The organism is Sphingorhabdus sp. EL138, from assembly GCF_945882965.1.
Lineage (GTDB): Bacteria > Pseudomonadota > Alphaproteobacteria > Sphingomonadales > Sphingomonadaceae > Sphingorhabdus_B.
Window position 1 is genome coordinate 46396 of sequence record NZ_CAMCWY010000009.1, and the last position, 24346, is coordinate 70741.

Annotated in this window: 24 protein-coding genes and 1 other RNA gene; 15 read left to right on the forward strand and 10 right to left on the reverse strand. The window is 55.5% G+C overall.

Annotation, left to right across the window (positions count from 1 at the left end; all coding sequences use genetic code 11):
• Nucleotides 1-7 precede the first annotated feature (7 nt).
• The 3 genes from guaB to Q0N43_RS05535 are packed head-to-tail and all read left to right on the forward strand — an operon-like array spanning nucleotide 8 to nucleotide 3216.
• Nucleotides 8-1468, forward strand: coding sequence for an IMP dehydrogenase (gene guaB / locus Q0N43_RS05525; RefSeq protein ID WP_295443687.1), 1461 nt, complete (start codon nucleotides 8-10; stop codon nucleotides 1466-1468).
• A 3-nt stretch (nucleotides 1469-1471) separates the two neighbouring features.
• Nucleotides 1472-2653 (forward strand): RsmB/NOP family class I SAM-dependent RNA methyltransferase, encoded by a 1182-nt coding sequence (locus tag Q0N43_RS05530; RefSeq protein WP_295443690.1) that lies wholly within the window; start codon nucleotides 1472-1474, stop codon nucleotides 2651-2653.
• Nucleotides 2654-2688: 35 nt separating this feature from the next.
• Nucleotides 2689-3216: a tetratricopeptide repeat protein gene (locus Q0N43_RS05535; protein WP_295443692.1), complete on the forward strand. Its 528-nt coding sequence runs from the start codon at nucleotides 2689-2691 to the stop codon at nucleotides 3214-3216.
• Between the two features lie 18 nt (nucleotides 3217-3234).
• Here the strand turns inward: Q0N43_RS05535 and Q0N43_RS05540 are convergent, their stop codons facing one another.
• Nucleotides 3235-3720 carry an RNA pyrophosphohydrolase gene (locus Q0N43_RS05540; RefSeq protein ID WP_295443695.1) on the reverse strand — a complete coding sequence of 162 codons (486 nt, stop codon included), beginning with the start codon at nucleotides 3718-3720 and terminating at the stop codon, nucleotides 3235-3237.
• Nucleotides 3717-4676 (reverse strand): alpha/beta hydrolase, encoded by a 960-nt coding sequence (locus Q0N43_RS05545; protein WP_295443698.1) that lies wholly within the window; start codon nucleotides 4674-4676, stop codon nucleotides 3717-3719. The genes Q0N43_RS05540 and Q0N43_RS05545 overlap by 4 nt, the downstream gene beginning before the upstream one ends.
• Nucleotides 4677-4902: 226 nt before the next feature.
• Here Q0N43_RS05545 and Q0N43_RS05550 point away from each other — a divergent pair, with 226 nt between their 5' ends.
• Complete coding sequence (locus tag Q0N43_RS05550) at nucleotides 4903-5862, forward strand: metal-dependent hydrolase (RefSeq protein ID WP_295443700.1); 960 nt, start codon at nucleotides 4903-4905, stop codon at nucleotides 5860-5862.
• Entirely contained in the window at nucleotides 5859-7256 is a 1398-nt protein-coding gene (locus tag Q0N43_RS05555; protein ID WP_295443703.1) for a deoxyribodipyrimidine photo-lyase, read from the forward strand. The genes Q0N43_RS05550 and Q0N43_RS05555 overlap by 4 nt, the downstream gene beginning before the upstream one ends.
• Nucleotides 7257-7399: 143 nt before the next feature.
• Here Q0N43_RS05555 and Q0N43_RS05560 read toward each other — a convergent pair whose 3' ends face one another.
• On the reverse strand, nucleotides 7400-8110 hold the full coding sequence (locus tag Q0N43_RS05560) for an SDR family NAD(P)-dependent oxidoreductase (protein WP_295443706.1): 711 nt from the start codon (nucleotides 8108-8110) through the stop codon (nucleotides 7400-7402).
• Between the two features lie 2 nt (nucleotides 8111-8112).
• On the reverse strand, nucleotides 8113-9570 hold the full coding sequence (gene purF / locus Q0N43_RS05565) for an amidophosphoribosyltransferase (RefSeq protein ID WP_295443709.1): 1458 nt from the start codon (nucleotides 9568-9570) through the stop codon (nucleotides 8113-8115).
• A gap of 128 nt (nucleotides 9571-9698) precedes the next feature.
• Here purF and hisI point away from each other — a divergent pair, with 128 nt between their 5' ends.
• Nucleotides 9699-10058 (forward strand): phosphoribosyl-AMP cyclohydrolase, encoded by a 360-nt coding sequence (gene hisI, locus Q0N43_RS05570; RefSeq protein WP_295443712.1) that lies wholly within the window; start codon nucleotides 9699-9701, stop codon nucleotides 10056-10058.
• Nucleotides 10059-10107: 49 nt separating this feature from the next.
• On the opposite strand, the gene Q0N43_RS05575 is transcribed toward hisI, so the two are convergent.
• The 4 genes from Q0N43_RS05575 to Q0N43_RS05590 all read right to left on the reverse strand — a co-directional run bounded on the left by Q0N43_RS05575 (nucleotide 10108) and on the right by Q0N43_RS05590 (nucleotide 14131).
• A complete protein-coding gene (locus Q0N43_RS05575; RefSeq protein ID WP_295443715.1) occupies nucleotides 10108-11325 on the reverse strand; it encodes a dihydroorotase family protein in 1218 nt (405 codons plus the stop codon).
• Nucleotides 11322-12317, reverse strand: a complete 996-nt coding sequence (locus Q0N43_RS05580) for an aspartate carbamoyltransferase catalytic subunit (RefSeq protein WP_295443718.1) — start codon at nucleotides 12315-12317, stop codon at nucleotides 11322-11324. The genes Q0N43_RS05575 and Q0N43_RS05580 overlap by 4 nt, the downstream gene beginning before the upstream one ends.
• A 246-nt stretch (nucleotides 12318-12563) precedes the next feature.
• Nucleotides 12564-13025, reverse strand: coding sequence for a Holliday junction resolvase RuvX (gene ruvX, locus Q0N43_RS05585; RefSeq protein ID WP_295443721.1), 462 nt, complete (start codon nucleotides 13023-13025; stop codon nucleotides 12564-12566).
• Nucleotides 13022-14131, reverse strand: a complete 1110-nt coding sequence (locus Q0N43_RS05590; RefSeq protein WP_295443724.1) for a DUF3089 domain-containing protein — start codon at nucleotides 14129-14131, stop codon at nucleotides 13022-13024. The genes ruvX and Q0N43_RS05590 overlap by 4 nt, the downstream gene beginning before the upstream one ends.
• Before the next feature lie 232 nt (nucleotides 14132-14363).
• Here Q0N43_RS05590 and ffs point away from each other — a divergent pair.
• The 5 genes from ffs to Q0N43_RS05615 all read left to right on the forward strand — a co-directional run bounded on the left by ffs (nucleotide 14364) and on the right by Q0N43_RS05615 (nucleotide 19637).
• An RNA gene (ffs, locus tag Q0N43_RS05595) (signal recognition particle sRNA small type) lies at nucleotides 14364-14458 on the forward strand.
• A 61-nt stretch (nucleotides 14459-14519) separates the two neighbouring features.
• Nucleotides 14520-16268, forward strand: coding sequence for a DNA polymerase III subunit gamma/tau (locus Q0N43_RS05600; RefSeq protein ID WP_295443727.1), 1749 nt, complete (start codon nucleotides 14520-14522; stop codon nucleotides 16266-16268).
• On the forward strand, nucleotides 16265-16600 hold the full coding sequence (locus Q0N43_RS05605) for a YbaB/EbfC family nucleoid-associated protein (RefSeq protein WP_295443730.1): 336 nt from the start codon (nucleotides 16265-16267) through the stop codon (nucleotides 16598-16600). The genes Q0N43_RS05600 and Q0N43_RS05605 overlap by 4 nt, the downstream gene beginning before the upstream one ends.
• A 154-nt stretch (nucleotides 16601-16754) precedes the next feature.
• Nucleotides 16755-19154, forward strand: a complete 2400-nt coding sequence (gene lon / locus Q0N43_RS05610; RefSeq protein ID WP_295443733.1) for an endopeptidase La — start codon at nucleotides 16755-16757, stop codon at nucleotides 19152-19154.
• Between the two features lie 210 nt (nucleotides 19155-19364).
• Nucleotides 19365-19637 (forward strand): HU family DNA-binding protein, encoded by a 273-nt coding sequence (locus Q0N43_RS05615; protein ID WP_295443736.1) that lies wholly within the window; start codon nucleotides 19365-19367, stop codon nucleotides 19635-19637.
• A 202-nt stretch (nucleotides 19638-19839) separates the two neighbouring features.
• Here Q0N43_RS05615 and Q0N43_RS05620 read toward each other — a convergent pair whose 3' ends face one another.
• Nucleotides 19840-20079, reverse strand: a complete 240-nt coding sequence (locus Q0N43_RS05620; protein ID WP_295443739.1) for a hypothetical protein — start codon at nucleotides 20077-20079, stop codon at nucleotides 19840-19842.
• 285 nt (nucleotides 20080-20364) lie between these two features.
• Nucleotides 20365-20637: a hypothetical protein gene (locus tag Q0N43_RS05625; RefSeq protein ID WP_295443741.1), complete on the reverse strand. Its 273-nt coding sequence runs from the start codon at nucleotides 20635-20637 to the stop codon at nucleotides 20365-20367.
• 285 nt (nucleotides 20638-20922) lie between these two features.
• Here Q0N43_RS05625 and rpsB point away from each other — a divergent pair, with 285 nt between their 5' ends.
• The 4 genes from rpsB (at nucleotide 20923) to frr (ending at nucleotide 24342) form a co-directional block, all read left to right on the forward strand.
• Nucleotides 20923-21813, forward strand: a complete 891-nt coding sequence (gene rpsB, locus Q0N43_RS05630) for a 30S ribosomal protein S2 (RefSeq protein WP_295443743.1) — start codon at nucleotides 20923-20925, stop codon at nucleotides 21811-21813.
• 161 nt (nucleotides 21814-21974) lie between these two features.
• Nucleotides 21975-22901, forward strand: a complete 927-nt coding sequence (gene tsf / locus Q0N43_RS05635) for a translation elongation factor Ts (protein WP_295443746.1) — start codon at nucleotides 21975-21977, stop codon at nucleotides 22899-22901.
• Nucleotides 22902-23055: 154 nt separating this feature from the next.
• Nucleotides 23056-23781, forward strand: coding sequence for a UMP kinase (gene pyrH / locus Q0N43_RS05640; RefSeq protein ID WP_295443823.1), 726 nt, complete (start codon nucleotides 23056-23058; stop codon nucleotides 23779-23781).
• A 3-nt stretch (nucleotides 23782-23784) separates the two neighbouring features.
• Complete coding sequence (gene frr / locus Q0N43_RS05645; RefSeq protein ID WP_295443748.1) at nucleotides 23785-24342, forward strand: ribosome recycling factor; 558 nt, start codon at nucleotides 23785-23787, stop codon at nucleotides 24340-24342.
• Nucleotides 24343-24346: the final 4 nt, after the last annotated feature.

Consider the following 24346-nt stretch of genomic DNA (forward strand, 5'->3'; position numbering starts at 1 on the left):
TGGCACCATGAAAGAAATTCCCCTCGGTCTGACATTTGACGACGTGCTGTTGCAGCCCGGTGCGTCGGACATTTTGCCTAGCCAAGCGGACACGCGCACGCGGCTGACCAAAAGCATTGCATTGAATATTCCCGTTTTGTCATCCGCCATGGACACCGTGACCGAAGCGCGCATGGCCATCGTCATGGCGCAGCTTGGCGGCATTGGCGTCTTGCACCGCAATCTCAGCATCGAAGAGCAATGCGCCGCAGTGCGTCAGGTGAAGCGTTTTGAAAGCGGCATGGTCGTCAACCCAATCACCATCGCGCCGGATGCAACCTTGGCTGAGGCGCAGGCGTTGATGCTCGCAAATGCCATTTCCGGCATTCCCGTGGTGGAGGCGAGTGGCAAGCTTGCGGGTATATTGACCAACCGCGACGTTCGCTTCGCCGAAAATCCTTCGCAGCCTGTGTCCGAGCTGATGACGCATGAAAATTTGGCGACGGTGTCAGCGTCCGTCACACAAGAAGAAGCGCGGCGTTTGCTGCATCAGCGGCGGATTGAGAAGCTGTTGGTTGTCGATGATGCCTATCATTGCATTGGCCTGATTACGGTCAAGGATATCGAAAAAGCCGTTTTATACCCCAATGCGACCAAAGATAGTTCCGGACGCTTGCGCGTCGCTGCGGCGACCACCGTGGGTGAAAAGGGCTTGGCGTATACAAAAGCGTTAATTGACGCGGAATGCGACCTGATCGTCGTGGACACCGCGCATGGCCATAGCGCGATGGTTGCCGCTGCCGTTGCCGAAATCAAGCGCATGGCGCCAGAGGTTCAGATTGTGGCCGGCAATGTCGCAACCGCCGCTGCCACCCGCGCGTTGATTGATGCGGGCGCAGATGGCATCAAAGTCGGAATTGGCCCCGGGTCAATCTGCACCACCCGCGTGGTTGCAGGCGTTGGCGTGCCGCAATTGACGGCGATTATGGAATCGGCAGCAGAAGCATCAAAATCCGGGATTCCGGTAATAGCCGACGGTGGTTTGCGGACATCGGGTGATATTGCCAAGGCGCTTGCGGCGGGTGCATCATCGGTGATGGTCGGATCATTGCTGGCGGGTACCGAAGAGGCACCGGGCGAGACATTCCTGTATCAAGGCCGCACTTATAAAAGCTATCGCGGCATGGGTAGTGTCGGGGCGATGGCGCGCGGGTCCGCTGACCGTTATTTTCAGCAAGATATTAAGGATCAGCTTAAGCTGGTCCCCGAAGGCATTGAAGGGCAGGTACCTTTCAAAGGTCCCGCGCGCGATGTCATTCATCAGCTTGTGGGCGGCGTGAAGGCTGCCATGGGGTATACAGGTTCGCGCACTATCCCCGACCTTCAGGAACGCGCGCAATTTGTGCGCATCACCAATGCCGGATTACGGGAAAGCCATGTTCATGACGTTACCATTACACGCGAAGCACCCAATTACCCTACGCGTTAAGTCATGAGGCCCGCTGCGCGCCTGCAATCGGCCATTGAGCTGGTTGACCACATCATCCTTGCGGCCCGCGATGGCGGTGCATCTGCGGACCAGATTGCCAAACGCTTTTTTGCCGAGCGCCGCTACGCGGGATCGAAGGACCGCCGCGCTGTGCGTGATTTGGCGTGGGGTGTTATCCGGCGGTTTGGCAAGCGACCGGCAACCGCGCGCTCGGCCTTTGCCGCGATGGCGGATGCGGACCCGGAATTGGCCGCTTTATTCGACGGCAGCGATTATGGCCCGGCGGTCATTGACCCGGCAGAGGCTCGGTCAACGGGCGGCGCTTTGCCCAAATGGATAAAGCCTTTATTTTCCGCACTTGTGGATGAAACGGAGCAGGCGTCGTTGCTGGACCGCGCGCCGATGGACCTGCGCGTCAATCCGTTAAAGGCCCGCCGGGACGAAGTTGCCGCTTTGATGCCGGAAGCAGAAATATTGCCAGCGCTCGATTTTGCGCTGCGCTTGCCTGGCGGCACCGCGATCGACAGCCATACTGCGGTTGAAAATGGGCAGGTTGAAATTCAGGATTTGGGTAGCCAGCTCATCGTCGAGGCGTGTCAGGCCAAGGGGCTTAATACTGTACTTGACCTATGCGCTGGTGCAGGCGGCAAGACGCTTGCCTTGGCTGCGGCGATGCGCAACACTGGACGCTTGATTGCCACTGACACGAACCGTAACCGACTTGACCAGCTAAAACCAAGGGCCGCACGGGCAGGGGCGACAAATGTCGAAACACGTTTGCTGAACCCAAATAAAGAGAAGGACATGCTGTCTGACCTTAAGGGCGGCTGCGACCTTGTGCTGATCGACGCACCTTGTTCTGGCAGTGGGACGTGGCGGCGGAACCCCGAAACGCGCTGGCGTTTGGACGCTGCACGGTTGAAGCGTGTGGTCGATGAACAGGCCAAGCTGCTGGATATTGGTTCGGAAATGGTCGCGCGTGGCGGGCATTTGGTATATGCGGTATGCTCACTCATCGAAAATGAGGGCAATGGGCAAGTGGCAGCGTTTTTGAAATCGCATAATGGCTGGCGCGCGGTGAAAACGGGCGTTTCTATGGGCCGTGCAGATGGCGATGGTGTGCTGCTGACGCCTTTACATGATAACAGCGATGGATTTTTCTTCGCGAGGCTCCAAAAGCTGTGATAGCAACGCGAGTGAAAAATATTTGGATACTGATTATGCGTTTTTCTCCCGCGGCCATTGCCCTGTCACTCACCTTGGCCATTATGTCGAGCGCCAGCATTAGTGGGCGGGCGGACAATGATGTTGATGCGCGCTCAATCGCTTTGGTAAAAACCGGTGACGAAGAAGCCAGCGCTGGCCGCATCGATAGCGCAATTGGCTGGTATGAAACTGCGCTCGCGGTCGACCCGCGCAACCGTGCCGCTTATGTTGCCATGGCGCGCGCCGTAAAGTCCCAAGGGTTAAACGGTAAGGCCATCGGTCTCTACAAAGAAGCGCTTGAGATTGATCCCAACGATCAGATAGCATTGGCCGGGCAAGCCGATGCCTTTATTGCAAAAGGCGCGCTTGAGCAGGCACGCAAGAATATTGCCCGTCTGACCAATGTGTGCCGCGCCGATTGTGGTGCTGTAGACAGGCTTTCCCTCGCCATCGACGCGGCGTCACGCAAAGAACAGGCGCAGGCCAGTGCGGTTGACCTGAAGGCGACATTGGGCGCAACGCCGGAGCCAAAGGCGAATTGATCGCTTAGGGTCCTGACCCTAAATCAGGTCGGCAAATTCAGCGAGGATGTTTTCATATAGCCGCTTTTTAAACGGCACGATAAGCTGCGGCAATCGGGGGGCATCCACCCATTGCCAGCTTGTGAACTCCTGATGCTCGGTTTCAATGTTGATATCGGCATCCGTGCCCTTGAACCGCATGAGAAACCACATTTGCCGCTGCCCGCGATATTTGCCCTTCCAGATCTGCCCAATCATATCGTCGGGTAGATCGTAGAAATGCTCTTCCTTGCTGCGGGCGAGAATGTCCACAAGGTCAGCGCGGACGCCGGTTTCTTCGAACAATTCGCGTAAAGCAGCGGCCTCCGCTTCTTCGCCGTCGTCAATACCGCCCTGCGGCATCTGCCATGCGTCGGAGCCGTCGGGCCTGTCCATGCGTTGACCCACGAATATTTTGCCTTGCATATTGGCAAGCATAATACCGGCGCAGGGGCGGTACGGGAGGTCGTCAAACGAAGCGGTCATGTAGCGGACATCACTTTGGCGAGCATACTTTTGAGAGCCTTGATATAGCCTTCGACATCGGCCTGAACTGACGGAATGGCTTGGCGAATGTTGATATGGCCGTGGATATTGCCATCGGCGCTGATATGTTGAACATGCACGCCTGTTTGCTTAAGCTTTTCCACATAAGCAAGGCCCTGATCACGCAAAGGGTCTAGGCTGGCGGTGGTCACAAGGCTGGGCGGCATGCCTTCTTGTGGGAAGTTAAGTGGTTCCGAGCGATAGTCACCTGCCACCGCTGCATGGCCTTGGCCGAAATAGGTCATGGCTTCTTCGGTCAGCAAATAGCCATTGGAAAAATCGCGCATGCTTGGCCAATCGGAGTCAAGCGTGACAACAGGGTAAATGGGAAACTGCACCAGCACTGGGACGGCAGCGGGCTTGTCGCGCAGTGCCATGGTGGTCACAATGGTCAGGTTGCCGCCCGCGCTATCGCCCGATGTGATGAGACCAGTTACCGTCAAGCCCAATTCTGCCGGGCTAGACGCGATCCACCGGGTAGCCGCTTCGCAATCTTCCGCAGGCGCGGGGAAGGGATATTCCGGCGATAGACGATAATCGATGGAGATAACTGGCAGGTCGAGCAATCGCGCGACTTCGGCGCAATAAGGCTCATATGTATACAGGCTACCAATCACGAAGCCGCCGCCATGGTAAAACACCATGACAGGGCCAGGGCCACGATCGGCGCGGCTGTCATACACCCGTGCCGGGATTGTTCCTGCGGGACCGGGAATGTCTATATCGCGCAAGACGGCAAGTTCACCCACGGGCGCATCGGCAACATCGCGCATCGCCGACGTCATCGCGCGCGCTTCATCTGCGGCAACCTCCCAAAATTTAGGACCGGGGACCGCGTTCAAAAATTGCAGGAATAAGGCCACATCAGGGCGGACCAACGGTGTGGTTTCAGTCATTTGTATCTCCATGTTCAAAGCCTAATAGGTCGGCTGGCGAAGCAGGTCCAGCATATTGGGTCGTGAGGCGATTTGGCGCGCATGAAGATACGAAAGAGGCAGACATTACCGGCTGGTTTAAACCCGCGAGCGCCGTTGCACGTTCACCGCCAGTTTGTGTGCACAAAATCTGCATAGCGATAACGCCGTATTGCCATTTTGGCCCTAATCCGTCAGCAGTTGCTATATGGATAATCTCACACATAGCCTCGTTGGCGCGCTCATTGGGCAGATGGGTTTGAAGCGTAAAACCGGGCTTGCGATGCCGACGCTGATTGTCGCGGCGAACATCCCAGATATTGACGCTGTGGCTGCATTGCTTGGCGGGCAACAGCATCTCGCGCTGCGGCGTGGGCTGACGCATGGGCCAATTGCGATGCTGGTCTTGCCATTGTTGCTGTGGGGAATCATGCTCTGGTTTGACCAGTGGCAGGCAAAACGCGGCAAGCGACCCGAAAAACGATTGCCGGTGCATAAGGGCTGGTTGCTGGCGCTTGCCTATACTGGATGCTTGAGTCACCCGCTGTTCGACTGGTTCAACAGCTATGGCATTCGTTTGCTTGAGCCATTTTCAAGCCAGTGGTTCTATGGCGACACTTTATTCATTATTGATATCTGGCTTTGGGCTGCGCTGATCGCTGGTGTCTGGATTTCGCAACGTCGTGAACGTCATGGTACAAGCTGGCGTATGCCGGCGTTGGTGAGCTTCACGGCCATCTGCGCATATATTCTGGCCAATGGCCTGATAACCGGCCGTGCGGAGCAATTGATGGCGGAGGCGGTGCGGCAAAAGCATGATCTTGTTCCCGCTTTGGTGGTCGCAAACCCAGTGCCAGTGTTATTCTGGAAACGTGAAATGCTGTGGCGCGACGACAGATATTATGGGCAGGGCAGCTACAGCGCGTTCGATAATGTGCGCGTCGATGATAGTGCGCGCGCGCATTATATGGGCGTGCAGGATAAAAAGGCGTTTGCAGCAAATGTCGTTGCGCAGTCACCTCTATTGTTCTGGTCACGCATGCCCGTCGCAGTGATTGTCAGCAAGGGCGATAAGAAGACGCTGAAAGTGTCCGACCAACGCTTTGTCGATCCCATGGTTAGTGACCGATTTTCTGTGTCCTTTCCAATTGTAGATGAGGGCAAATGACCGCACCCGTGATCCTCTGGTTCCGTCGCGATCTGCGCCTTGCGGACCAGCCAGCATTGGCGGCTGCGGTTGCTAGTGGCGCGCCGGTTATTCCGCTCTATATCCTCGACGACGACACGCCAAAACATCGCAAGATGGGCGCTGCTTCGCGCTGGTGGCTGCACCATAGCCTGACAGCGCTTGATAGCGACCTGCGCGCGCTTGGTTCACGGCTAACATTGCGGACGGGACAATCCGACGAGATTTTGTGCGCCTTGGCCGCAGAGACAAATGCTTCGGCCATTCATTGCATTCGCCATTATGAACCCTGGTGGCGCAATGCCGAGAAGGCTGTTGCCAATGGCTTGGGCGAAGGTTGTTCTCTCATCTGCCATAATGGCAATTATCTGCTTCCCGCAGGCAGCGTGACCACAGGCAGCGGCGGGCAGTATAAAATTTACACGCCGTTCATGCGCGCTTTGTGGCAGCATATGCCCCCACCAGCGCCATTGGCAGCGCCCACGCAACTGGCTGTGCCGCAGAACTGGCCAGCGAGCGAGGATATCGCTGCATGGGGCTTGCTACCGACAAAGCCCGATTGGTCGAGCGACATATTGAGCATGTGGACCCCCGGTGCGGCGGGGGCCAAAAAGCGTCTGGCGGATTTTGTCGACAAGGCAAAATTCTATGACGAAAAACGCAACCTGCCGTCCGTAGAAGGCTCCTCCTTTCTGTCTGCGCATTTGCACTTTGGCGAGATTTCGCCTGCTGCATGCTGGCATGCAACCATGCAGGCGGGCGGCTCGGTGGATGTGTTCTTAAAAGAACTGGTATGGCGGGATTATGCGCAGAATGTCATTGTCCAGATGCCGGAATATGGCGCAAAGACCGCGCGCGATGCATTCGACAAGCTGCCGTGGCGCGATCTATCCGATCCATCTGTAAAGGCCGATTTTGTGGCATGGACGAAGGGCAAAACGGGCTATCCCATTGTCGATGCCGGAATGCGGCAATTATGGGCGACAGGATGGATGCACAACCGCGTACGCATGATTACAGCATCATTCTTGGTTAAACATCTGCTGATTGACTGGCGCGAAGGCGAGAAGTGGTTTTGGGATACTTTGGTCGATGCCGATTATGGCAGCAACAGCGTCAATTGGCAGTGGACCGCTGGCACGGGTGTTGACAGCAACATGTTCGTGCGGATCATGGCGCCATTATCGCAATCGGAGAAATTCGATGCTGCTCGGTATATTCGTGAATGGGTGCCCGAACTTGCGGCGTTGCAGGAGCCCTATATCCACGATCCCGATGAATATGGCGCGCGCCCGAAAAGCTATCCGCGAAAGATTATTGGTCATAAAGCCGGGCGCGAACGGGCTTTGGCGGCATTTGTTGCAACAAAAAGTTAATCGACCAACAAAGCTTATCATTCCCGCGTAAGCGGGAATCCATGACCGAAGCTGTGCGCGAAAACGGCACACTTAGTGTAAACTGGATCGTCAACTTATGGATTCCCGCTTTTGCGGGAATGACAAATTTTGATTTGGTGCGGCTATCCCTCAACCACCAACCTGTGCCCGGTCTCAAACTCGCTTGCTAGCAACGCGCAAATCGCATTGGCCACAACCGATGGCTCTTTAACCGTTGACGGGTCTTCGCCGGGATAGGCCGAAGCGCGCATTTTGGTACGCGTGCGGCCGGGATCGACGATTGCGGTGCGGACGGGTGACAGGTTTTTAATCTCATCGCCATAGCACTCGACCAAATTTTCCAATGCTGCCTTTGACGCGCCATATGCGCCCCAAAACGCACGCGGGTGTGCGCCAACGGAGGATGTGAGCGCCAATAATCGGCCTGCGTCACTTTTGCGTAACAAGGCATCAAATGATGCGATCATTACTTGCTGTGCCGTTACGTTCAATGTGAATAATCGCGCAAATTCTGCGCCATCAATCGCGGGCACTGGGCTTAATGTGCCAAGCATCGCAGCGTTCAAGACAAGGATATCGAGCTTGCCCCAACGCTCCGTCACGGCGACAGCGAGGCGCGCTATACTGTCGCCATCGGTTAAATCGAGCGGGGCGATGGTCGCGCTACCGCCGGCGTCAAAAATCGCGTCTTCGACAGCCTCAAGGTCTTTTGCCGTCCGCGCGGTCAAAATCACATGTGCGCCTTGTGCCGCCAGTGCCGTCGCGGTTGCCGCGCCAATCCCGCGACTTGCACCAGTTACCAGCGCAATTTTGCCTTCAAATGCGTTCGTCATGCTTATACCCGTTTTTGGCCGCCAAGCATCATGAGGTCACTTGCCTCATGCTCTTCATGGTCGGTCAGGGTGGTGGGATAATCGCCCGTGAAGCACGCGTCGCAATATTGCGGTCTGTCCGCATGGCGCGAATCTTCGCCAAGCGCGCGATAGAGGCCGTCGATCGACAGGAAGGCAAGGCTGTCCGCCTGAATAAACTGTCGCATTTCTTCGACATCCATGCGGCTGGCGAGCAGCTTGGAGCGTTCGGGCGTATCCACGCCGTAAAAGCAGCTGTTCATTGTTGGCGGGCTTGCAATGCGCATATGCACTTCAGCAGCGCCTGCTTCGCGCATCATCTGCACGATTTTGAGCGAAGTTGTGCCACGGACGATGGAATCGTCGATCAGGACGATGCGTTTGCCGGCAACCAAGTTTCTATTTGCATTATGCTTTAACTTCACCCCCAAATGGCGGACGCCGTCGCCAGGTTGAATGAAGGTGCGGCCGACATAATGCGAACGGATGATGCCCAGTTCAAACGGGATTTTTGCAGCTTCGGCATAACCGATGGCCGCTGGCGTGCCGCTATCGGGCACTGGAATGACATAATCGACATCAACGCCATTTTCACGCGCCAGTTCAGCGCCAATCGCCTTGCGCACTGAATATACGCTGATGCCTTCGACGATAGAGTCGGGTCGTGAGAAATAGACATGCTCAAAAATGCAGGGCCGTTGCGAAATTGGAATGAACGGCTTGTGCGACTGGATTTCCGTTCCACGCACCACAACCAATTCGCCGGGCTCGACTGACCGGATATATTCTGCGCCCACAATATCAAGCGCGACGGTTTCCGATGCAAAGATGATGGTGTCACCAAGCTTGCCCATGACCAATGGCCGAATGCCCAACGGGTCGCGGCAGGCAATCATGCCCTCTGTCGTCAGGCACAGGAGCGAATAGGCGCCCTCAACGCGCTTCAACGCGTCAATCAAACGATCAAGCAACGTCCGGTAGCCGGAGGTCGCGACCAGATGGATGATTACTTCGGTGTCCGATGTGGACTGGAAAATCGACCCACGACGCACAAGGTCACGGCGCACGGTCATCGCGTTCGAGATATTGCCATTATGCGCAATAGCAAAGCCACCTGTGGCAAGATCGGCATATAAAGGCTGCACATTGCGCAATGATGTTTCGCCAGTGGTGGAATAGCGCACATGGCCAATGGCGCATCGTCCAACCAAGCCGCCAATGATTTCTTCACGGTCAAAATTGCCCGCGACATGGCCCATTGCGCGGTGCGTGTGGAAATCATGATCATCAAAGCTGGTGATGCCTGCTGCCTCTTGCCCGCGATGTTGCAGGGCATGGAGGCCAAGCGCCACCATAGCAGAAGCGCCTTCTGTATCGTAGACACCGAAAATCCCGCACTCCTCGCGAAGTTTGTCGTCATCAAAAGGGTCCGTGGTCAGCATATATCAAATCCCGCTACGCTTCGCTGCGTCGCCTATAGGCATGGCCGTTACAATTGTCTCCCCCTTGTCGTGTGATTATCACAAAGAAAATGTTGGCGGGGCGAAGATGGTTGGGTTACGCAGCCAGCATGACCGACGAACGAGAAAGCGGATGGACGCTTGACCCCAAATATGACGCCAATGGATTGGTGACTGCCGTAATCACGGATGAAGCCGACGGCACAGTGTTGATGGTGGGGCATATGAACGCAGAGGCGCTTGCGCAAAGTATCGAAAGCCGCCGTGCCACATTTTTCTCGCGCAGCCGCCAGCGGCTTTGGCAAAAGGGCGAAAGCAGCGGCAATGTCTTGCATATCGTTGAAATGCGCATCGACTGCGATCAAGACGCCATATGGATCATAGCCCGGCCGCAAGGTCCGACCTGCCATACCGGCGCAAGAAGCTGTTTTTATCGCAAGGTGACTGATGGGGGCTTAGAACCCGTTTGAAAGCGTCGGCGATGATGTAGAGGGAATGCCAAGCAATATCTGCCTAACCCTAAATAACCTTGCCGCCCTTTAACATCTGCCGAACGCGGCCCTGAACGGGCAAGCGGTCAAAGGGTGTGTTGCCTGCCAACGCGGCCATGCGGTCACCATCGACTTGCCACGGCGCATCAGGGTCGATCAAGATCAAGTCGGCCTCTTGCCCTTCTACAATTTGGCCTGCGTTTAATCCTAATATCTTTGCTGGGTTTGACGCGAGCAGTTCAAACATGCGGCCAGTTGATATCACATTATCGCGCACGAGGTTCAGCGCTAGCGCTAGCAATGTTTCTGCCCCCGCCATGCCGGGTTCGCTCTCGGAAAAAGGCAGGCGCTTGTCTTCTGGCCCGCGCGGGTCATGGCCTGATGCGATGACGTCAATCGTGCCATCGGCAAGTGCCGCGATGCATGCCAGCCGGTCGCTTTCGGACCGCAATGGCGGTGAAAGCCGCGCAAAGGTGCGGAAATCCGAAATGGCGTTGTCTGAAAGGAAAATATGCGCTGGCGTGATTCCGCACGTAACGCGCAGGCCCTTTGTCTTTGCCGCACGGATCAGGTCAAGGCCGCGTGCGGTGGTGACTTGCCGGAAATGCGCATGCGCGCCGCTTTCTTCCGCCAACATCAGGTCGCGGGCGATAGCGAGTGTTTCGGCAATGATTGGCGCGCTTGAAAGGCCAAGCAAAGTGGCGGTTTCGCCGGCCGTTGCTACGGCATGGCCGGTTACCCCTGAATCTTCATTATGCAGGATGACGGGAAGGTCTAAAGCTGCGCAATAATGCATAATGCGGAGCATGACGCCGCTGTCGGATATCCATTTGCGGCCAGTCGCCACACCCAGTGCTCCGGCCTCTTTCATCAGCGCAATTTCCGCCATACGAAGCCCATCAAGGCCTTGAGTTGCGGCGGCAAGGGGGTGAACCCACAAATCGGGCTTACCCTTCAACGCGGCAAAGCGGACGGTTGCTGGATCGTCATGCACAGGCGACTGATCGGGCATCAATGCCGCACGGGTTATGCCGCCAAATCTGAACGCAGGTTTGTCGGTTTTGAAAACACCCAAATCAATTATGCCCGGCGCAACGATAAACCCGCTCGCGTCGATATGTTCGGCAATCGTGGCTGCCTTGCCAACCGAGGCAATTTTGCCGTCCTCGATATGCAGATGCAATGGTTCTGCCTTATCCGCGCCGGGCAGGATGATATGGCCGTGAATGATGTTCACACTGGTCATGCCCACCCCTCCTGACCACGGGCCTTGCGAGTCAATATGTCGAGGCAAGCCATCCGCACCGCAACGCCCATTTCTACCTGCTCAGTAATGGCCGAGCGATCAACATGATCAGCGATGCTGCTGGCAATTTCCACGCCTCGGTTCATGGGGCCGGGGTGCATGACAAGCGCGTCGGGCTTGGCCAACGCCAACCGTCGTTCGTCGAGGCCATATAAATGGAAATATTCACGCGGCGATGGGATGAAATCGCCCTGCATCCGTTCGCTTTGCAGACGAAGCATCATAATCACATCGGCCCCGTTCAATGCGGCATCGAAATTGCTAAAGGGAACGGCGCCAAAGCCTTCAATCCCGCTTGGCATAAGGGCAGGGGGGGCAACCACGCGCACCTCTGCGCCCAGCGATTTAAGGCAAAACAGATTGGATCTTGCCACCCGGCTGTGCAGAACGTCGCCGCAAATGACCACGGTTTGACCTTCAACCTTGCCCTTGCGGCGCATGATGGTCAGCGCATCAAGCAAGGCTTGAGTCGGGTGCTCGTGGCTACCGTCACCTGCATTCATCACGGGACAGTCGACTTTGCCGGATATGAGCTGCACCGCGCCAGAACTGCCGTGGCGAATCACAATGGCGTCCGCGCGCATGGCGTTGAGCGTCATTGCCGTGTCGATAAGGGTTTCGCCCTTTTTCACGCTCGACTGCGCCGCGTGCATATTGACAACGTCCGCGCCGAGCCGCTTTCCAGCTATTTCGAACGATAACAAAGTGCGCGTTGAATTTTCAAAAAAGGCGTTGATGATTGTTAGGCCGGAAAGCGTATCAACGTGTTTCGCAGCGCCAGAGCGGTTTAGCGCAACCCATTGCTCCGCCTCTTTAAGGATGTAGAGAATTTCCCAGGTCTGAAGTCCGGCGATGCCAAGCAAATGCTTTTGCGGAAAGGCATCCGACCCGCTTGGAAAGCTGTCGGCTGCGAAGGGTTTTGTCCATGTCATTAAAGCGAGGTCCTTAATAGGGATTTGGGTGAGACTCAAATGATTTGTCAGGTTGGGGGCTTGGGCGCGCCGTGCAGCGCGGTTCTACAAAAATTATCCGTCACCCTGAACTTGTTTCAGGGTCCATTTAGCTTTTCTAGCTCTGGGCTTGCTGCGCGATAAACCCTGAACCAAGTTCAGGGTGACGGGGTGATTTAAGGGAAGTGGGAGAAATTATGGCGCGTAACAGTGCCTTTTATAACAACATCACCCACTTGTCAGCGCATCAATCGCGCCTTGCAGGATGAACGCTGCAGCGCCGCTGTCGATTTTTTCGGCGCGTTTGGCGCGGCTCATGTCGGCGGCGATCATGTCGCGTTCGACGGCTTGAGTCGACCAACGTTCGTCACGCAGCAAAATCGGAAGGCCCAGATCTTCGATATTTTTTGCAAAGGCGCGGCTGGACTGGCTCCGCGGGCTTTCGCTGCCATCCATGTTTAACGGCAAGCCAATCACAATGCCGCGCGTTGGCCGCGTCGCGATTGCGGCCTGCAATTCGAATTTATCCTTGGTAAACTTGGCGCGTTTGATGAGGTCAGCTGGCGAGGCGAAGGTCCAGCCAGCATCACAAAACGCCGTGCCAATGGTTTTGCTGCCGACATCTAACCCAATTAAAACCCCGCCGTCAGGCAGTTGATCGCGGAATCTGGCAACCGATTCAAAAATCATTTCTGCAGATATTTCTGCAAACGCCGTGTCGCATCCGCCCGAACATTGGCCCAAAATAAGGGGAAATCATACACATGGTAATTGTTGCCGGGCAGGACATAAGAGCCAATCTCTGGCGGATCGCCAATCAGCAGGAACCCCTTGCCATCGCATCGGGCCGGCACCGCACCAACAATCAATTCGCCAGTTTTCAATTCATCATCGGGCTTTAACGTGCCCAGATTCGCCTCCATCAACGCAGCAGGCTCCGCTCCGCCATTTAGCGGGTTGGTGCATAAAATCGGCGTGTCCTTGCGCGGCCTGCCGTCTAATCCGGTTGTGGCGTTATAGGCTTTGACGATCCGGTCATATTCGGCCGGCTCGGCAAAGCTTTGCCACGCCATGATGCAGCCGGTGTCATCGGGCCCCGTGCAAGCAGGGAAGCCCAGTTTTGGTAAATCAGCGGTTATCGATATCGGCCAACCAGCGGCATAGACGGCGACAATGCGTTTGGCGAATGGCTTGCCCACCACGCGGTCCTTCAGCAAATTTGTGAGGTGCAGCGCGCCTTGGCTATGCCCGGCCAATATGATCGGGCGGTCTTTTTGGACCGTTGCCGCAAATTCATCAAAGGCCAAGAGCACATCTTGATACGCGGCATTCAGCGCTTGCTGGCCCTCTGGCTTATTGGTCAGAAACGCGCCAATTGCTGCTTGCCGGTAACGTGGTGCCCACATCTCGCCTGCGCTGGCGAGCGGTGACGCAAGGCCGCGCAGGAACATCCGCGCGCGGTCTTGCGATTCTGCATCATGCAGGGGCGCGTTCCAATAATCCCGGCCGATATAGGAAGTGGGATGCACAAAAAATATCGCAGCAGAACCGCGTATTTCCGGCTTCGCTGCACCCATCGGCAACCAGTCCGCAGGATTGCCTGCCTTGCCGGGACGCGCAAACCACATATCGTTGCCCGCATATTTGCTGGGTTCAAAGGCCGGTTGCGGTTCAAACTTGGCCGTCGGAACAAAAGCAAGCTCAGTCAGCTCGCTTTCGTAAATACGAATGACAATGCCACCTGCAATGACAAGGATGATAAGCGCTGCGAAGATATAGAGAAATTTACGTGCCAATTTTATGTCCTGAGATTTTGTTGCAATTTACCCAATTGGATAAAAATAGCATGGGAAAATTGAATGGGGGCTGAAAGATTAGGATCAGGAACAATGTAATCCGCCATTTTGCCTATACCGTCTTTGGCAAGCTTCAATGGAAAAGCGCGCGCGGGATATTCGGCGGCATTGCGGCACGTGCCAAAACCGACAGCCGGTCTTGCAATTCGATAAGGTCGCGGCCATATGCGGCGTGGGAGTCGGATGGACGTGGCACTCGCCAATCTGGTCAGGTCCTGACGGAAGCAGCCACAACGAATTCGCTGCGGGTCATTCGGCTCCTACTTTTCCCCGTGTTTAGGTGGAGAAGACTTCGACAAAGGTCGGTGATGCTTCTAATATGATGATAATGCCCGACTCCGACAGCCCAGATTTCGCAATGCGCGACCCGGATATGCCCGATGACGCATTGGGGCTGGGGTTGGATTTGCCACTAGCCGCTCTGTCGCCAGTGGCCCCACCGCCCCCTGCGCCTGTCCCAACCGGCGGCGCGGCCTACCGCGTTCTGGCACGCAAATACCGGCCACAGACTTTTTCCGAGCTTATCGGGCAGGATGCCATGGTGCAGACGCTTGGCAACGCCATTAAGCGTGACCGGCTGGCGCACGCGTTCCTGATGACTGGCGTGCGCGGGGTGGGCAAGACATCGACGGCGCGGCTGATTGCCAAGGCGCTGAACTGCATTGGCACTGACGGGCAGGGCGGGCCAACCATTTACCCGTGCGGCCATTGCGAGCCTTGCGTTGCTATTGCCGAAGGTCGCCATATCGACGTCATCGAAATGGATGCCGCAAGCCACACCGGCGTTGACGATGTGCGTGAGATTATTGAGGCAGTGCGCTATTCTGGGGTATCCGCGCGCTATAAAATTTACATTATCGACGAAGTGCACATGCTGTCGAAAAACGCGTTCAATGCGCTGTTGAAGACGCTTGAAGAACCGCCGGGCCATGTGAAGTTCCTGTTCGCGACTACTGAAGTAAACAAGGTTCCAATCACCGTATTGTCGCGGTGCCAGCGTTTTGATTTGAAGCGGATTTCGACCGAGAAGCTTTCGGCGCACTTTGCCGAAATAGCCGCCAAAGAATCCGTTGCGGCTGAGGTGGAGGCACTGACCCTCATTGCGCAAGCGGCCGAAGGGTCAGTGCGCGATGGCCTCTCGATCCTCGACCAAGCCATTGCCCATGCCGATATGGAGGGCGACGGAAAGGTAACCGCCGCGCAGGTGCGCGACATGTTGGGGCTTTCCGACCGGGGCGCAATTCGCCGTCTGTTCGGGCTGATACTTACCGGCGATGCGCAGGCGATGTTGGCGGAGGCGAAGAACCAGTATAATTTGGGCGTTGAACCGCTGGCGATGTTTGCCGGGCTTTTGTCCGAGGTCCATCGGCTCACGCTCGCAAAGGTTGGCGCGCCGCGTGATGGGGCTTTGGATGCCGAGGCTGCTTCTGTAGTCGAGGATCATGCCGATCGTCTATCCTTCCCTGTTTTGCACCGCCTTTGGCAGTTGTTGCTAAAGGGGCAGGAAGAGGTCACCCGCGCAGCAATCCCGCTTGATGCGGCGGACATGGCACTGCTGCGTGTGGTCCACGCCGCAACGCTGCCTGATCCCGGGGAGTTGGCCAAGATGATTGGCGAAGGGGCGTTCACGGCGCCTCCGCCAGCTTCGGCGCTCACTGCGCGCGATGTTCCACCACCGGCCAATGTGCAGTCATTGATGCCAGCGGATTTCAATGCCCTGCTGGAACGATTATCGCGCGATGGTTTTGTCAGCCTTGAAATGACCATGCGCGATGTAATTCGCCTTGTGGATTATGCGCCGCCTTTCCTGGCGTACCAGTTGTCCGGGCCCGTTGCGCCGACCTTTATGGCCGAATTGCGGGATGCCCTGGCCAAGGTCACTGGCATCCGATGGAACCTAGAAGAACGCGCAGGCGAAGCGCAGCCAAGCCTGTTGGAGCAAGAGCAAGCCGCAGCCGAAGTTGATAAACATATAATATTGGAGTCACCTTTGGTCAAAGCTGCTTTTGCAGCGTTTCCAGAGGCGGAGCTACTCGACAGCGACGAAAATGACATGAAATGGAGCAAGAGCGGATGAAAAGCATGGAAGAGATGATCAAGGCCGCGCAGGAAGCCGCCCAAAACATCCAACAGCAGATGGAACAAGCGCAGGCGACGCTCGACGTTATTCAAGTTGAAGGCGTCTCTGGAGGCGGTCTCGTTAAAGTCCGCGCGACCGCAAAGGGCCGCATTTTGAACGTTGCGCTGGATGACAGCCTGATCGTGCCAGCGGACAAGGGCATGTTGGAAGACCTGATCACAGCAGCCCTAAACGATGCCCGCGAAAAAGCGGATGCCGCCAGCAACGCAGAAATGAGCAAGATGTCCAGCGGCATGGCATTGCCGCCCGGGTTCAAACTGCCGTTTTAATAAACAGAACGGCTTTGATGCCGCATTCCGATATGGCTTTTCCCCAATTAAATGCGCTCTACCGAAGCACATGCATTGAAAGCGCGTGCAAAGCGCTCATATTGAGGGAGAACCGGCGGGGCACCATTTTGGGTGATCGCCAATTGGAGTATCTATGGACCTGAACCTTCCATTATTGCCGTTACGCGATATCGTTGTTTTTCCTGGCATGATTGTGCCTTTGTTTGTCGGTCGCGACAAATCGGTGGTTGCACTCGAAAAGGCGATGGCCGCCAACAAAGAAATTTTTCTGGTGGCCCAGCTTGACCCTGCCGAGGATGATCCTGACAAGGATGATCTGTATAATATCGGGGTAACTGCCACTATCATGCAATTGTTGAAACTGCCCGATGGCACCGTGCGCGTGCTGGTTGAGGGCAAGCAGCGCGCCGAATTGCGCGACTTGCTGGAGCGCGGTAACGATCATGTCGAAGCCAGTATCAGCCTAATCACCGAACAGAATGTCGAAGGTCCGGAGGCCACTGCGTTAATGCGGTCGGTTACTGAGCAATTTGAGAATTATTCGAAGCTGAATAAGAAAATGCCCACCGAAACGGCGGTGCAGCTGACTGAGATTAAAACACCCTCTGCGCTTGCAGATGCGGTGGCGGCGAACATGCAATTGAAAGTGGCCGAGAAGCAGTCCTTGTTGGTCGAATCCAATCCACTGCGCCGCCTTGAGATGGCCTTTGCCTTCATGGAGGGCGAGCTTGGCGTTTTGCAGGTGGAGAAGAAAATTCGTGGCCGCGTGAAGCGCCAGATGGAGAAGACTCAGCGCGAATATTATCTGAATGAGCAGATGAAGGCCATTCAGCGCGAGCTTGGCAATGATGATGGCGAAGGCGGCGACGAGATTGCCGAGCTTCAATCCAAGATCGATACGATGAAGCTGTCCAAGGAAGCAAAGGCGAAGGCCAATGCGGAATTGAAAAAGCTGCGTGGTATGGCGCCTATGTCAGCAGAAGCGACCGTGATTCGTAATTATCTCGACACGTTACTTGGTATTCCATGGGGCAAGAAGTCAAAGCTGAAGCGGGATATCGCAAAGGCGCAGGACGTGCTCGATGCCGACCATTTTGCGCTGGAAAAGGTGAAGGACCGGATCATCGAATATCTTGCGGTACAAGCCCGGACGAACAAGCTGAAAGGGCCAATATTGTGCCTCGTTGGTCCTCCCGGCGTCGGCAAGACATCGCTAGGTAAATCGATTGCCAAGGCAACGGGCCGTGAATTCATCCGCCAATCCTTGGGCGGTGTGCGCGACGAAGCGGAAATTCGCGGTCATCGTCGCACCTATATCGGTTCGATGCCCGGCAAGGTTGCGGCAAACTTGAAAAAGGCAGGCACGATGAACCCGTTGTTCCTGCTCGACGAAATCGACAAGCTTGGACAGGATTTCCGCGGCGACCCCGCGTCGGCCTTGCTGGAAGTGCTTGACCCGGAACAGAACAATAAGTTCAACGACCATTATCTGGAAATCGACCTTGATCTTTCGGACGTCATGTTTGTGACGACTGCAAACAGCCTCAACTTACCGCGCGCCTTGTTGGACCGGATGGAAATCATCCGTCTTGAAGGCTATACCGAAGACGAGAAGCTTGAGATCGCCAAGCGGCATTTGATCGAAAAGCAAATCGCAGCCCATGGCTTGAAGCCTGATGAGTTTTGCATCAGCGACGACGCCATGCGGGACGTCGTCCGTTACTACACACGCGAAGCGGGCGTGCGGACTTTGGAGCGCGAAATTGCAAAGCTTGCGCGCAAGGCGCTGCGCCGCATTTTGGAAGGCAAAGACAAAAGCATTGCCATCACGCCGGAAAATCTGTCGGATTTTGCGGGTGTCCGCAAATATCGCCATGACATGGGCGAGCAAGAAAACCAGATTGGCGCCGTTACGGGCCTTGCCTGGACAGAAGTTGGCGGCGAATTGCTTACGATCGAAGCGGTTACGGTGCCCGGTAAGGGGCAGATCAAAACCACGGGTAAGTTGGGCGAGGTGATGAGCGAATCCATTCAGGCCGCCTTGAGCTATGTAAAGGCGCGTGCGCCGAGCTATGGCATCAAGCCCAGCCTGTTTGCCCGCAAGGATGTGCACATTCACCTTCCCGAAGGCGCAGTGCCAAAGGATGGCCCCTCCGCCGGTATCGGCATGGTCACGTGCATCGTGTCGACGCTCACGGGTATTGCGGTGCACCGAGATGTGGCGATGACTGGCGAAGTGACCTTGCGCGGCCGGGTGCTCCCCATTGGCGGCTTGAAGGAAAAATTGTTGGCGGCCCTGCGCGGCGGGATCAAAACAGTTCTCATCCCACAAGAGAATGAGAAGGGCCTCGCAGATATTCCGGCAAATATTAAAAATGGTCTGGAAATCATTCCAGTCAGCCATGTCGACCAAGTTCTGGCGCGTGCGCTTGTGGCGCCATTGGTCGCCGTTGAGTGGACCGAGGCCGATGATCTGGCTGCGGCTTTGCCAGCGGGTAACGGCGGGGACAATGGGGTGGCGGTGACACACTGATCTTGCGGGTTCTGCATTTAGTTATGCTTATGAATATATCCTAATTTATATTTGTTATGTAAAAGGCGAAGTTTTTTACAAAAAATGACGGTTTTAGGTCGTTATTCCTTTGACAGTGTTGGTAATCTCCTCATTATCCGCGCACCGGCCTAGGTCGCGACTCAACTTAGCAATATTTGAGTTTAACATAGTTAAAGAGGGGGTTCCTTTATGAACAAGCAAGATCTCGTCAGTGCAGTTGCCGACGCTAGCGGTTTGACTAAGGCCGATGCCGGCAAAGCCGTTGAAGCAACATTTGAAGCGATTACTGGCGCGCTGAAAAGCGGCGGCGAAGTGCGTCTCGTTGGTTTCGGTACTTTTGGCGTTGCAAAGCGCAAGGCATCAACCGGCCGTAACCCACGCACCGGTGAGCCAATGACGATTAAGGCATCGACTCAGCCAAAGTTCAAAGCTGGCAAGGCGCTCAAGGACGCTGTCAACTAAGACACACGCCAAGAAATTGTTAAAAAGGGCGGGGCGAAAGCACCCGCCCTTTTTTGTATTACGGAGCGAAGGCGACACATTCTGTCACCAAAGGGCGCATATTATGCGCAAATTCGTTATAGGTGAAGCACAATCATGCCTGACTCTAGGTCGATTTTGATAGCGATGTGGATTGAAGGGGGACGATGCCCACCAATGGTTGTTAAGCCGCCAAGCGGTTGCCGCTTTGCGGGCGGGACGTAGCTGGAAAAGCGATGATCTCAGCAGGTGCCAAGCGCCGCATATCGCCCAGAATGATCCGGCGCTCCCGCTGCATTGCTGGCGCAAATTCCATATCGATAACTTCATGAATGCGCGGCAAGGCGTTGCGAATTGTCAGCATGATTACGCCAATGGATGCACCCAGCGCAGTGAGGAAAAGAAGGGAAGCAATGATAGTCATGGCAATAATCCTTTTTGATTCTCGCCCTGAATTGGGCGGCGTGCTGATTCGGTTTAACACCGTATTTCTGCCATTGTTCTTTATTTGTTCTAACTTGTCAAGCGGCATTACGCAACCGGAACAACGCTGGATAAAATGGTGGATGAATAGTGGATAACTCTGGCAAAGGGCAAAGCTGCCAATAGCCAAAGTTTAATGTGTGATGCCGGTTCCCTGGCGTTCCGCTTGCCATTTTTGAAGTGCTTGTTGCAGGCATCCGGTGAAACCATTGGAACCATTCACCGATCAGCTATTTGGTAAAATGGCGCGCGCATAGGCATCAAGGCTTTCGACCGCTGCGGTCCAGCTTCCGCCCGCCACGTCCGGCTTGCCTTCTGCGCGTAGTGGTTTTGGAATACGGTAGCGGTCACCTTCGGGTTGCGCTGCGCAGACAATGATTTCGTCGCCTTCCGCCTTTGGGCATGGCTCAGTACCAAAGGTTATGAGAAAGGACACGCGTTCGGGTGGTGCTGACTGTTGCGCGTCGCCCAACGAAGGTTCATATGCAAAGGCCGACATGGGCGTTACCCCCAGCACAAGAGCAGCGATGACGGTTTATTGCATTTTCATGTTGCTTTCTCGTCCATCCCATCGCCCTATGCACATCGACCTGAACCGCTTTTTAATGCCGTCACCGCGGGTTTTGCATTTTGGTAAAAAGCATTGGTGCTTGACGAATCTAGCCATCAACGGTAACCGCCCTCTCATTCCACATGGGAAACGCACATACCGGTGCTGATCTATGCCTTTCAGGCAATAGTGAAGTTCTAGTTTCCCAGAGGCTCAACCGGAAGGAGAAGTACCATGGCGGCACCTGTCGTTACCATGCAGCAATTGCTTGAAGCTGGGGCCCATTTCGGCCACCAAACACACCGTTGGAATCCGCGTATGAAGCCGTATATCTTCGGCGCGCGCAACGGCATCCACATTCTCGATTTGTCGCAGTCCGTGCCCTTGTTCGCACGTGCGCTAGATTTCGTTGCCCAGAGCGTTTCGTCTGGCGGCAAGGTATTGTTCGTTGGCACGAAGCGTCAGGCGCAAGGCCCCATTGCCGATGCAGCCCGCGCATCGGGTCAGCATTTCGTCAACCATCGCTGGTTGGGCGGCATGCTCACCAACTGGAAGACCATTTCAAACTCGATCAAGAAGCTCAAGACGCTTGAAGAGCAGCTTTCGGGCGATACGCACGGTTTCACGAAGAAGGAAATCCTTCAAATGACCCGCGAGCGCGACAAGCTTGACATGAGCCTTGGCGGTATTCGCGACATGGGCGGTATTCCTGAGGTCATGTTCGTTATTGACGCCAACAAGGAAGAGCTCGCTATCAAGGAAGCCAATGTTTTGGGTATTCCAGTGATCGCGATACTCGATTCAAACGTATCGCCTGACGGCATTGCATTCCCCGTTCCTGCAAATGATGACGCTGCACGCGCCATTCGTTTGTATTGCGACGCCATTGCCACTGCGGCAACGAAGGGCAATGTAAACGCTAAGGTTGCCAAGGGCATTGACCTTGGTGCGGAAGTTGAGCCAGCGGCTGAACCAGCCTTGGTTGAAGAAGCTGCGCTAGTAGCCGAAGAGGCTGCGCCAGTAGTTGAAGAAGCAGGGCCTGCCGCAGAAGCTGCACCAGTAGCCGAAGAAGCAGCGCCTGTTGCTGAAGTTGCTCCAGCCGAAGCCCCTGCCGCAGAAGCGTAACATTTCTTTGTCATTCCCGCATAAGCGGGAATCCATGGTCTGACTTGTCGGTGTAAACTGATTGGGCGGACCATGGACACCCGATCAAGTCGGGGGTGACACTGTTTAGAGCGGTGAGGGGTTCCTGCCTCTCGCTAACCACATTTCGAAAGGACAAATATATGTCTGCAATTACCGCTTCAGCCGTTAAGGAACTGCGTGAGCTTTCCGGCGCGGGCATGATGGACGCCAAAAAGGCGCTTGAAGAAACCAATGGCGATATCGAAGCCGCCGTTGACTTGCTGCGCGCCAAGGGCCTTGCAACCGCTGCCAAGAAATCCAGCCGTACCGCAGCCGAAGGTCTTGTCGGCGTTGCTGTAGAAGGCACCAAGGGTACGGCAATCGAAGTTAACAGCCAGACCGACTTTGTTGCGAAAAACGAACAGTTCCAGGAATTTGTTGCTGCCGTTAGCCAAGTTGCTCTTGGCCTATCTGCCAACGAAGCCGAAGCCGTTTTGGCCGCGCCTTATAGCGATAGCGAAACCGTTCAGGAACGTTTGACCAACAACATTGCAACCATCGGTGAAAACCAGGTCATCCGCCGCGTCAAATCGCTATCGGTCACCAATGGCCGCGTTGTTTCTTATGTCCATAACGCTGCGGCGCCTGGCATGGGCGGCATCGGCGTTCTTGTGGCGCTTGAGAGCGAAGCGGACGCGGCGACGCTAGATGGCCTTGGCAAGCAACTGGCGATGCACATCGCCGCTGCATTCCCGCTGTCGCTGGACGAAACGGGTCTTGACGCTGAAACGCTTGAGCGTGAGCGCGGCATTGCCCGTGAAAAGGCATCGGAAAGCGGCAAGCCTGCTGATATCGTCGAAAAGATGGTTGAAGGCGCAGTGAAGAAGTTTGCGAAAGAAAATGCCTTGTTGAGCCAGCCATTTGTGATGGACGGCAAGACCCCGATTTCCGATGTTGTTGCCGCCGCTGCTAAAGAAGCTGGCAAACCCATCGTGCTGAAGGATTATACCCGCTTCCAGCTTGGTGAAGGCATCGAAAAGGAAGTGTCCGACTTTGCGGCTGAAGTGGCTGCTGCGGTCGGAGGCTAAACCGAGCAATGACATACTAGGTCACCCCCGAATAAGCCGGGGGTGACAAAAGTTTGTTATCTCGCTAGGTTTCTAGCTACGTTATTGACACTTGGCGATGTGGCGCGCGGCTCCTATAGCTGGGCGCCATTATCGTATCAGAATGAGGGACATTATGGGCGCGCACGGCTATCGTCGCATTCTGCTGAAATTATCAGGGGAAGTGCTTATGGGCGACCAAGCCTATGGCATTGACCCTGCCACGGTCGCGCGCGTGGCCGAAGAGGTAAAGGCGGCGCAGGATACTGGCCTCCAATTGTGCCTGGTCATCGGCGGAGGAAATATTTTCCGTGGGATGTCCGGCGCGGCCAAGGGCATGGATCGCGCGCAGGCCGACTATGTGGGAATGCTCGCCACCGTCATGAACGCCCTCGCGATGCAAAACGCGCTGGAACAGCTTGGCGTGCCGACCCGGGTCCAATCTGCGATTGAGATGGACAAGGTCTGCGAGCCGGTCATTCGCCGCCGTGCCGAACGGCATTTGGAAAAAGGGCGCATTGTCATTTTCGCCGCAGGCGTTGGCGCGCCGTTCTTTACAACCGATAGCGGGGCTGCGCTGCGCGCGGCCGAAATGCGGTGCGATGCCTTGTTTAAAGGGACCTCGGTTGATGGTGTTTATGATGCTGATCCCAAAAAGGTCTCAACAGCAAAACGTTACGAAACATTAAGCTATGATCGTGTCTTAGCAGATAATCTAAAGGTTATGGATGCCAGCGCGGTATCTTTGTGCCGTGACAACAATATTCCAATCGTGGTCTTCTCCATCCGGGAGCAGGGCAATATATTGAAAGTGCTTGACGGAAGCGGCACTTCAACTGTGGTAACAAGCGAAGGAAATTGATCCATGCCGCAATATGACAAAACCGATGTAGAGCGCCGTATGAAGGGCGCCGTGGATTCATTCAAAAGCGATCTTTCGGGCTTGCGTACGGGCCGCGCCAATGTGACCTTGCTTGATCCTGTGGTGGTTGAAGTTTACGGATCACACATGCCGTTGAGCCAAGTTGCAACCGTCAGCGCGCCAGAGCCGCGTTTGCTGTCGGTGCAGGTATGGGACCGGTCAAATGTGACGCCAGTGGAAAAGGCCATTCGTTCGGCAGGCTTGGGCCTAAACCCGATTACCGATGGCCAAACGCTGCGTCTGCCTATTCCCGACCTTACCGAAGAACGCCGCAAGGAGCTTGCAAAGCTGGCGGGCCAATATGCAGAAAAAGCAAAAATTGCGATTCGCAACGTGCGCCGCGATGCCAACGACGGGCTAAAGACCGATGAGAACAACAAGGAAATCAGTGAAGATGACCGCAAAAGGTTGGAAACTGAAGTCCAGAAAATGACCGATGAAATGATCAAGGCGGTCGATGACGCGGCAGCGCACAAGGAAAAGGAAATCCTGAGCCAGTGATTTT

Coding starts and splice junctions, on each gene's coding strand:
- Q0N43_RS05530 (WP_295443690.1), top strand. CDS start 1,472: ATGAGGCCCGCTGCGCGCCTGCAATCGGCCATTGAGCTGGTTGACCAC.
- Q0N43_RS05535 (WP_295443692.1), top strand. CDS start 2,689: ATGCGTTTTTCTCCCGCGGCCATTGCCCTGTCACTCACCTTGGCCATT.
- rpsB (WP_295443743.1), top strand. CDS start 20,923: ATGGCGGCACCTGTCGTTACCATGCAGCAATTGCTTGAAGCTGGGGCC.
- Q0N43_RS05555 (WP_295443703.1), top strand. CDS start 5,859: ATGACCGCACCCGTGATCCTCTGGTTCCGTCGCGATCTGCGCCTTGCG.
- Q0N43_RS05605 (WP_295443730.1), top strand. CDS start 16,265: ATGAAAAGCATGGAAGAGATGATCAAGGCCGCGCAGGAAGCCGCCCAA.
- guaB (WP_295443687.1), top strand. CDS start 8: ATGAAAGAAATTCCCCTCGGTCTGACATTTGACGACGTGCTGTTGCAG.
- Q0N43_RS05540 (WP_295443695.1), bottom strand. CDS start 3,720: ATGACCGCTTCGTTTGACGACCTCCCGTACCGCCCCTGCGCCGGTATT.
- Q0N43_RS05550 (WP_295443700.1), top strand. CDS start 4,903: ATGGATAATCTCACACATAGCCTCGTTGGCGCGCTCATTGGGCAGATG.
- Q0N43_RS05615 (WP_295443736.1), top strand. CDS start 19,365: ATGAACAAGCAAGATCTCGTCAGTGCAGTTGCCGACGCTAGCGGTTTG.
- Q0N43_RS05545 (WP_295443698.1), bottom strand. CDS start 4,676: ATGACTGAAACCACACCGTTGGTCCGCCCTGATGTGGCCTTATTCCTG.
- tsf (WP_295443746.1), top strand. CDS start 21,975: ATGTCTGCAATTACCGCTTCAGCCGTTAAGGAACTGCGTGAGCTTTCC.
- Q0N43_RS05620 (WP_295443739.1), bottom strand. CDS start 20,079: ATGACTATCATTGCTTCCCTTCTTTTCCTCACTGCGCTGGGTGCATCC.
- Q0N43_RS05625 (WP_295443741.1), bottom strand. CDS start 20,637: ATGTCGGCCTTTGCATATGAACCTTCGTTGGGCGACGCGCAACAGTCA.
- pyrH (WP_295443823.1), top strand. CDS start 23,056: ATGGGCGCGCACGGCTATCGTCGCATTCTGCTGAAATTATCAGGGGAA.
- frr (WP_295443748.1), top strand. CDS start 23,785: ATGCCGCAATATGACAAAACCGATGTAGAGCGCCGTATGAAGGGCGCC.
- Q0N43_RS05600 (WP_295443727.1), top strand. CDS start 14,520: ATGCCCGACTCCGACAGCCCAGATTTCGCAATGCGCGACCCGGATATG.
- Q0N43_RS05580 (WP_295443718.1), bottom strand. CDS start 12,317: ATGACATGGACAAAACCCTTCGCAGCCGACAGCTTTCCAAGCGGGTCG.
- hisI (WP_295443712.1), top strand. CDS start 9,699: ATGACCGACGAACGAGAAAGCGGATGGACGCTTGACCCCAAATATGAC.
- lon (WP_295443733.1), top strand. CDS start 16,755: ATGGACCTGAACCTTCCATTATTGCCGTTACGCGATATCGTTGTTTTT.
- Q0N43_RS05575 (WP_295443715.1), bottom strand. CDS start 11,325: ATGACCAGTGTGAACATCATTCACGGCCATATCATCCTGCCCGGCGCG.
- Q0N43_RS05560 (WP_295443706.1), bottom strand. CDS start 8,110: ATGACGAACGCATTTGAAGGCAAAATTGCGCTGGTAACTGGTGCAAGT.
- ruvX (WP_295443721.1), bottom strand. CDS start 13,025: ATGATTTTTGAATCGGTTGCCAGATTCCGCGATCAACTGCCTGACGGC.
- purF (WP_295443709.1), bottom strand. CDS start 9,570: ATGCTGACCACGGACCCTTTTGATGACGACAAACTTCGCGAGGAGTGC.